The following is a 5,913-nucleotide window of genomic DNA, read 5'->3' on the forward strand; positions in this document are numbered from 1 at the left end:
ACTTCAAAAATTGAAGACTTGCTGGTAAAGTTAAAAGAGAATTATTCGATACTGATGGTGACACACAACATGTCGCAGGCAGCACGAATCTCTGATTATTCAATGTTTATGTACCTGGGAGAATTGGTAGAATATGGTAAAACAAAAGATATGTTTACCAACCCAAAAGACCGTCGTACAGAAGAATACCTGACCGGAAAGTTCGGTTAATTTTTTAACTTCAATAAAATTCTACAGTTATGACTTTAAAGAAGGATGATGCCATAAAAGCGATAATGAGCGATTTTGAAGAGTTTGCCAACCTGGTGCTTCATCAGCTCGATTTGTTAGAGACGCTCATTTCAACAGGCGAAACAAAATTTCCGAAGGAAAAAAGCAAAGAGTTGTACGACAACGAGAATATGCTGGATAAGATGGAAGTTAAAATCAGTGACAAGATTATTAATACCATTACATTATACCAGCCGGTGGCTTCCGATATCCGAAAAATTATGGCTTGCTATCGTATAATTATGAGCCTCGAGCGGGTAGGCGATATGGTAATTAATGTACTGACTTTTGTTGAAAGCATTAAAACCCCGGAAGTATACACCAAACTTTCTGAAGTGGTTTCAAACATGCTTATTCAAAGTTCTAATATGGTTAACAAATCGTTGCTGGCATTTACCAACGATGATAAGGATTATGCCATCTGGACGATAAAAAACGATGCTGTTGTTGATGAACTCAACAAAAAGATGTTGAAAAAGGCCATTAAAAAAAGTGTGTCCTCAAACGAAGATAAAGAACTACTGATGAGTTTTATTAATATGAACAGTATGGTTAGCACCATCGAACGTATTGCTGATCAGGCCACAAACATCGCAGAGGCGGCTATTTATTCCATCGAAGGCAAGGATATACGACATAAAGACCTGAAGTAAGCTTGTTTTTATGAAGGATAATGTATTTTTAGTATCCTGAATGTTAGAGTGAAAATTAATTATCATGGGATCAAATCCGAAAATATTAGTAGTTGACGACGAAAAGGATTTATGTGAAATTTTAGAGTTCAATTTGTCGAGCGAAGGTTTCGAAATAGCAGTTGCACACTCGGCCGAGCAGGCACTAAAACTGCCGCTGGAAGAATTCGACCTGATTTTGCTAGATGTGATGATGGGCGAAATGTCGGGCTACAAAATGGCCGATAAGATCCGAAGGGAGATGCAGCTCACACTGCCCATAATTTTTATGACCGCCAAAACTGCCGAAAACGATATTCTAACGGGGTTTAACGTGGGTGGCGACGATTACATATCAAAACCATTTTCGATTAAAGAGATGGTAGCGCGTATTAAAGCCGTGCTGAAACGTGGCCAACCAAATTTGAAGCAAACCAAGGTGTACAAAGTTGAAGGTCTTGAGGTAGATGCAAACAGTAAAACGGTGCAGATTGACGACGAGCCTGTTAGTCTTACCCGAAAAGAATTTGAAATAATTACTCTCTTGCTAAAACACCAGGGACAATACATTGGCCGAAATGAAATACTCGACCGCGTTTGGAACGACGATGTTATTGTTACCGAGCGAAACGTGGATGTAAATATTGCACGACTTCGGAAAAAAATTGGCAAATACGGTCAATACATAAAAGGAAAATCAGGTTATGGTTATGCGTTTAAGCAACCATAAATTCGATAGAAAACAGATCAGAATAAAAATAATTAAAACAATACAAGGTGCCGATTCAGCAGACATTCAGACGGAAAATCTTTTACTACTTTATAGCAGTATTTTTACTGTTCACAGTAGCCATAATGTTGTTTCAGTTGCAGCGCGAGAAAAATTACAAAACATCGCAGCTTGAAAATACATTGCGTAATGTTACCGAGGTAGCCCACAACTACATCGAACATTACAACTTAATGAAAACGCAAAACTTTAGCAGTGCAGATACTTTAAAAGTTCTCATTCCGCAAGACAACATTCGCCTGACCATTATCGACAGGAGAGGGATTGTTTTATACGACAGTTTTGTGTACGAATACAAAAAAATGGAAAACCATTTCGAGCGTCCCGAAGTGCAAAAAGCATTGTTCGGTGGCGAGGGAGCCAATATACGTCACTCGGCAACCACCGGAACCGACTTCTACTACTATGCCCGAAGTTACGACGACTATTTTGTGCGGGCCGCCATGGTTTACGACGTAAACGTGGAGAATTTCCTGAAAGCCGAGCGCTTATTCATCTTTTTCATTATCGCCATTTTCCTGGTAATCTGGCTGGTGATTAATGAGCTTACAAAACGCCTTTCCATATCAATTACCAAATTGAAGGATTTTGCGATAAAAGCCGGAAAGAATGAGCCAATCAACGAAGAAGAAGGCAAGTTTCCCGATAATGAATTGGGGGAAATTGGTTCGCAGATTGTAAAAATCTACAATAACCTGCACGAGGCCAACAATTCTATTGCACTGGAAAAAGACCGCCTGGCCAACCATATGAACATTCTGAATGAAGGGATAGGATTTTTTACACCGCAAAAGAAGAAGATGCTGGTGAACAGTAACTTTATTCAGTTTGTAAGTATCATTTCTGATACGATGACCATTTCGGCAGAAAACTTTTTTACCATTCCGGAGTTTGAAAAGATCAACAAATTTTTGGAAAAAAATCTGCACAAAGACACTGAGTTCCAAAGTAACGAATTGCCGCAAATCGAGTTCACGATTCACAAAGACGACAGTTATTTTAAACTGATGTGTATTGTGTTTGCCGATAAGAGTTTCGAGATTCTGATCACTGATATTACCCGGCCCGAAAAACGTCGCCTGCTAAAACAGCAGTTAACTTCGAACATTGCACACGAGTTAAAAACACCGCTGGCTTCAATAAAAGGATACATCGAAACATTGATGTCGAATCCGAATATCGACAAGGAGAAACAGCAGTACTTTATCGAAAGAGCCAGTAAACAGGCCGAAAGATTACATCTGCTGTTAAACGATATCTCGTTGTTGAATAATATTGAGGATGCCGGCGAATTGTTCGAGATTAAACCGGTTTATATCAAAAACATTGTTTCGGATGTGGTGGAGAACCTCGAGAGCAGAATGGCTGCCAAAAACATGAAGTGTAAACTGGATATTGACAAAGATGTGGTGGTAAACGGAAACGATTCGCTGCTTTCATCGGTATTCCAGAACCTTTTGGAAAACTCCATCAATTATGCCGGAGAGAATGTGAAAATTGAAATTAGGAATTACCTGGAAGATACCAAATTCCATTATTTCAGTTATTCGGATAACGGTAGAGGAATTCCGGAGGAACACCTTAACCGTATTTTTGAACGTTTCTACCGTATCGATTCCGGTCGTACCCGCGAATTGGGCGGAACAGGACTGGGACTGTCGATTGTTAGAAATGCGATCCAGTTACATAAAGGAAATATCTCGGCCCGCAATAAACCCGAAGGTGGTATTGAGTTCCTGTTCTCGCTGGCAAAACAGTAAATTCGAGAGAATATATAAACGCCAAAACTGATAAGTTGAAGGCTTCCGGTAGTTCCGGAGGCCTTTTTTATTGAAACCCCGGGCTATTCCGGAACACACTTTCATGGCTTTAATTAAGAGCCCCAACGGGGCGACAGGCATTAACCCGGTGTGACTGACGCCAGTCAGGAAACGCCGGGTTAGTGGATGAAGTTGATCTCGTCCGGCGATGGAAGACGATCGAAGCTGAAAGTTGTTCCGGACGAAAATGAACCAGAACTTGTGTAGAAAGGGTAAATCAGCACAATAATTAAGATTCGAATTCACTTATTGCAATAACATTTCACCTTTCCCCCGATAATTACAAAACCGTTAAAACAATGTAATACAAGTTTAAATAGTCTTTAATTCGCCTGTAACATATATCCGGTTGCTTTGCCTGTATAAATTCTATGAGTTTATAAATAAACACTGCAACTTTTAAAATATATGAAACGTTTTTTTATTAGCATTCTGTTGCTAATTCAGGTAATGGTAGTTACGGCTCAAACAGGTACAATTAAAGGAACTGTAATCGACGCCAAAACAAAAGAGGCCCTGATCGGGACCACTGTATTAATTAAAGGAACAACACAAGGAACAATTACCGATTTCGATGGAAATTACGTAATACCCAATGTAGCAGTTGGTAGCCATATCATTGCTGTTTCTTTTATTTCGTACGATACACAGGAATTTCAGGTGGAAGTGAAACCGGATAATAACGTAGAATTAAATGTAGCGTTATTACCGGCGACTTTGGAAATTGAAGGTGTTCAGGTGGTGGCAAAAGCCAAACGCGAGTCGGAGGCGATGTTACTTATCGATCAGAAAAATGCCTCGGGAATTAAAGAGAGTATCGGATCGCAACGAATGTCGAGCATGGGTGTTTCTGATGCGGCCACGGCAACATCAAAAATTACCGGCGTAACCAAAAACGAGGGCAGCGGCGATATTTACATTCGTGGTTTGGGCGACAGGTATTTAACTACTACGATGAATGGTTTGCCAATTCCGTCGGATGATGTGGAAAAGAAAAATATCGATCTGAACCTGTTCTCTACGGATATTATCGGCAATGTTGGAATCAACAAAACCTTTGCCGTTGAAACCTATGGCGACCAGGCTTCGGGAGCCGTAAATATTGGTTCGAAAACCTATTCTGAAGATATTGAACTGGAAGTTTCGACCGGAATCTCAACCAATATTGTAAAAGATGGAACTTTTGGCAATTTCAAAGCCACGCAAAACATCAACGATGTAAATGTTTTTGGTGCGTATAGTCGCACTTACACAACTGGCGATGCTTTAAAATATCAAAGCTGGAACACTGAGGATCAGAAATTTTCGTTAAACCGTGGTTTGTCGTTAACGGGAGGTAAAAAGTTTGAACTATTTGATAACGAGTTCTCTGTATTTGCTACGCTTTCTCATTCAAACGATTTTGAATACCGCACTGGTACCTACAAAAAATACCGGTCGAATGTGCTGGACAATTCGTATACCGATGCCGAAACATTTCAAACAGAATTCAATACCACCGGTTTGCTGAACCTGGCATACGATTTTAGCAACGATCACACCTTGAATTTCAATAGTATGGTCATTTTCAAAACCGTTGATGAGTTGTACGAGCAAGGAAGAAACGGTGAAGGATATGCTTACGACCAGTTGCCGCAACAGGAGGCCGCATTTACGAGGGATCAGAACTTAAAAGAAACACAGCTCATAATTAACCAGTTACTCGGAACTCACCATATTACCGAAAACAACCGCCTGGAGTGGGCAGTTGGATACAATATTGTTAATGCCGACGAGCCAAACCGCATTCACAACGAAGTGAATATGCTCGATGAAAATTCGGTTGGTTTTGCCTATGTAGGCGACTTCCAGCAAAAGAAGTCGATGCAAACCATTAGCGACGATGAACTGAATGCTTACCTGAAAGATAACATCACTTTTATCGATGATGATGATAAGACCTTAAGGTTGAATCTCGGTGGAAACTTCAGAATGAAAGGAAGAGACTTTTATTCACTTCCCTACGGAGTTCGCGCTAAAAATGTAACCGTACAGTCCATCGATAATTTGGATGAAGCATTCCTGAATCTTGATCTGTACAACAGTGGCGAGCTTCGGATTCGCGAAGTAGATCCGGATTTTTACGATGCTACATTAAATGTATACGCCGGGTATCTTAACGTTGATTTCGGAAAAGGGAAATTGAGCGGTAATGTTGGCGTACGTTACGAACGCGATGAACTGGAGGTGAACTGGAATGTAACCAACTATGTAGGAAGAGTTGGCAGTCTCGATGAGTCGTACGATAATATTCTGCCTTCCCTGATGTTAAAATACCAGGCTACCGAAAAACAATCGTTGCGTTTTGTAGCCAGTAAAACAA

The 5,913-nt window shown here is 40.3% G+C and carries 4 protein-coding genes and 1 pseudogene; all 5 read left to right on the plus strand.

Annotated elements, in window-relative coordinates; genetic code table 11:
* Window positions 1-210 (plus strand): annotated as a pseudogene (locus tag ABZB17_RS19600) (phosphate ABC transporter ATP-binding protein); the annotation flags it as partial.
* Between the two features lie 29 nt (window positions 211-239).
* A complete protein-coding gene (locus ABZB17_RS19605) occupies window positions 240-923 on the plus strand; it encodes a phosphate uptake regulator PhoU (protein ID WP_372652776.1) in 684 nt (227 codons plus the stop codon).
* Window positions 924-987: 64 nt separating this feature from the next.
* Window positions 988-1,671 carry a response regulator transcription factor gene (locus ABZB17_RS19610; RefSeq protein ID WP_372652778.1) on the plus strand — a complete coding sequence of 228 codons (684 nt, stop codon included), beginning with the start codon at window positions 988-990 and terminating at the stop codon, window positions 1,669-1,671.
* A 137-nt stretch (window positions 1,672-1,808) separates the two neighbouring features.
* Window positions 1,809-3,491, plus strand: coding sequence for an ATP-binding protein (locus tag ABZB17_RS19615; RefSeq protein ID WP_372652780.1), 1,683 nt, complete (start codon window positions 1,809-1,811; stop codon window positions 3,489-3,491).
* Window positions 3,492-3,959: 468 nt separating this feature from the next.
* A partial coding sequence (locus tag ABZB17_RS19620; RefSeq protein ID WP_372652783.1) for a carboxypeptidase-like regulatory domain-containing protein occupies window positions 3,960-5,913 on the plus strand: 1,954 nt, incomplete at its 3' end.

Source organism: Draconibacterium sp. (assembly GCF_041583095.1).
Taxonomy (GTDB): Bacteria; Bacteroidota; Bacteroidia; order Bacteroidales; family Prolixibacteraceae; genus Draconibacterium.

Coding starts and splice junctions, on each gene's coding strand:
- ABZB17_RS19605 (WP_372652776.1), top strand. CDS start 240: ATGACTTTAAAGAAGGATGATGCCATAAAAGCGATAATGAGCGATTTT.
- ABZB17_RS19610 (WP_372652778.1), top strand. CDS start 988: ATGGGATCAAATCCGAAAATATTAGTAGTTGACGACGAAAAGGATTTA.